The sequence below is a fragment of the Marinobacter sp. genome (assembly GCF_033722195.1).
Classification (GTDB): domain Bacteria; phylum Pseudomonadota; class Gammaproteobacteria; order Pseudomonadales; family Oleiphilaceae; genus Marinobacter.
In genome coordinates, this window is sequence record NZ_JAWVZL010000181.1 from 1 (window position 1) to 2,939 (window position 2,939).

3 protein-coding genes are annotated in these 2,939 nt (G+C 64.0%); 2 read left to right on the top strand and 1 reads right to left on the bottom strand.

Annotated elements, in window-relative coordinates:
• The coding region (locus R3280_RS16510) for a substrate-binding domain-containing protein (RefSeq protein ID WP_318999703.1) at positions 1 to 823 on the top strand (823 nt) is incomplete at its 5' end.
• A gap of 21 nt (positions 824 to 844) precedes the next feature.
• Here the strand turns inward: R3280_RS16510 and corA are convergent.
• Positions 845 to 1,798 (bottom strand): magnesium/cobalt transporter CorA, encoded by a 954-nt coding sequence (gene corA, locus R3280_RS16515; protein ID WP_318999704.1) that lies wholly within the window; start codon positions 1,796 to 1,798, stop codon positions 845 to 847.
• Positions 1,799 to 1,980: 182 nt separating this feature from the next.
• Between corA and R3280_RS16520 the strand changes: the two genes are divergently transcribed.
• On the top strand, positions 1,981 to 2,939 hold a 959-nt coding region (locus R3280_RS16520; protein ID WP_318999705.1), incomplete at its 3' end, for a TonB-dependent siderophore receptor.

Here is a 2,939-nt window from a genome sequence, read left to right on the forward strand (position 1 = left end):
GTGGTCGGAGCAGCGGGTCCGCGCCCGCCTGGGGCCGCAGATCGACAGCATGGCCTCGGAGCTCAACAATCAGCTCCAGCAACTGCTGGCCGGCACCCACCCGGTGCTGCGGCTGCACGCCAGTCACGGCTACGCGGTGGCCCTGCTGCCGGAGTTTTCCGACCGGCTCGAACTCGACCTGCGCTACTGTAACCAGAGCGACGCCCTGCTGGCCCTGGACCGGGGCGACTGCGACATCGCCAGTTTTCACCTTCCCACCTGCCCCGACCTGGCAGCACGGGCACGGGCGAACCATGACAGCCTGCTGGCGGACGATGACCTGCGCATCATCCGCTTTGTCACCCGCCGCGAGGGCCTGATGACCCGAAGGGGGCACAAGCCCGCCATCACCGGCCTGGCGGATCTCACCCGCCCCGGGCTGACCTTCATCAACCGGGATCAGCACTCCGGTACCCGCTTCCTGTTCCGCATGCTGCTGGAGCAGCAGGGCCTGGCGGAGCACGACATCCGCGGCGCCCAGCGGGAGGAGTTCACCCACTCGGCGGTGGCCGCCCATGTCGCCGCCGGTATGGCAGACGCCGGCTTCGGCGTGGAGATGGCAGCCCATCAGTTCAGCCTGGACTTCCTGCATCTGGCCACCGAGCACTATTTCCTGGTGTGTCACACCGACAGCCTGGCGCAGAACAACCTGCGAAAGCTGCTGGAACTGATGCGCTCGGACACCTTCCTGGAGGCCATCGGCAAGCTGCCGGGCTACCAGCCGGACCGTTGCGGCGAGGTCTGCACCTTCAGCGAACTCCTTGCCAGCACCCGGGCCGAATGACGCCGCACGGCGCCATGCGGCTCAGAGCCAGCCCTTGCGCTTGAAGTACCAGTAAGGGGCGATGGCGGAAGCGATCATCAGGCCAATCGCCATGGGGTAGCCCAGCGGCCAGTCCAGCTCTGGCATGTGCTCGAAGTTCATGCCATAGATGCTCGCGATCAGGGTGGGCGGCAGGAAAGTCACCGCGGCGATGGAAAAGATCTTGATGATCTGGTTCTGCTCGATATTGATGAAACCCTGGGTGGAGTCCATCAGGAAGTTGATCTTGTCGAACAGGAAGGTGGTGTGGGACATCAGGGTTTCCACGTCCCGCACGATTTCCCGGCAGGTGTTCATCAGCTTCGGATGGTTGGGCAGATGCCGCAGCAGGAAGGACATATCCCGCTGGGTGTCCATCAGGCAGAGGCGGATCCGGCCATTGGTATCCTCCAGGCGGGCCAGCTCACCGATGGCGTCTTCCAGTTCGGCGTCCTCATCCTCGAGCACCAGATGGCTGACCTGCTCCAGCTCACGATGGATGTCCTCCACGTGGTCGGCGTGGTTCTCGATCTTCTGCTCCAGAAGAGTCACCAGCAGTTCCGCGGTGTCGTGGCATTCAACCTGGCCGCGGCGGGCCCGCATGCGCAGCAGGCGAAAGTCGGCGATCTCATTGTCCCGAATGGTGATCAGGCGCTCGTCCTGGAGGATGAACGCCACCGTCACCGTTGTATGACGGCCCTCAGCTTGGGTCAGGAACATGGAGTGCACATGGACACCGGCCTGGTCGACAAAGCAGCGGGCGGATGCCTCGATTTCCTCCACGTCATCCGGGTCGGGTACCTCGGTGGGCAACAGGGACTGCAGCAGCCTGCGGTCATCGTCATCCGGCTCGCAGCAATCCACCCAGTCCACCTCCCGCAGCAGCTCCTCACGCTCGTCCGCCGGGGCATCCACTTCACGTATGTGGCCGTTCTCGATGCGGAAAAAACGCAGCATGGCTTGCTCCTGTGCTATGGACGATGCAACGGGGCGGCCGAGACCACCCGCTCAACCGACAGAAGAATAGCAGAACTCGTCCGAGCAGCAGGCACGGCATCATTGCAAATGATATTGACTCGCATTACTATTCGCAGCCGACTTGACCCAGCCGCTGGCTGTTACCCTGCAGGAGTCCAACCGTGTCATCACCAAGTTCTAGCTGCAAGCGCTCCGCCCTTGCCACCCTGATCACCGCCGCAACCCTGGGTCTGCCCCTCACCGGCTGGGCCCAGGACAACGCCGACCCCATCACCCTGAAAGAAGTGGAAGTCACCGGTGAACGGGTCGAGGATCCCACCGCACCGGTGTCCGGTTACCGGGCCGATACCGCGCTCTCAGCCACCAAGACCGCCACCGCTATCGAGGATACCGCCCAGTCCATTTCCGTGATCACCACCGACCGGATCGACGACCTGGGCGCGGAAACCGTACAGGAAACCCTGCGCTATTCCGCCGGTGTGGGCGCCGAAACCTTCGGCCTTGACAGCCGTGGCGACTGGTCCCGGATCCGCGGTTTCGATCCGGTGATCTTCCTGGACGGCCTGCAGAAAACCTTCGGCTTCTACCAGAGCCCGCGCACCGAGCCCTTCACCCTGGAGCGTATCGAGATCCTGCGGGGCCCGGCTTCCACCCTCTACGGCCAGGGCTCCGCCGGCGGCCTGATCAACCTGGTCACCAAGCGCCCCCTTGAAGAGCAGCGCACGCGCCTGGAAATCCAGGTGGGCAATCACGATCGCAAGCAGCTCAACATCGACACCAGCGGTCCGCTCACCGACGATGGCTCCCTGCTCTACCGCCTGGTGGCGGTGGGTCGCGACAGCGACACCCAGGTCAACTTCGTGGAAGACAACCGCACCGTGCTGACACCGTCCCTGACCTGGCGCCCCAACGACCAGCTGGAGTGGACCCTGATCGGCAACTTCCAGGAAGACCGCACCGGCTCCACCACCCAGTTCCTGCCTATCGAGGGCACCCTGAAACCGGCACCCCACGGCCTGCCCCGGATCCCCATCGACGTCTTTATCAGTGAGCCGGGCTTTGACCAGTACCAGACCAGGGAGCGTTCCGGCACCTCACTGCTGGCTTTTGCCGTCAACGA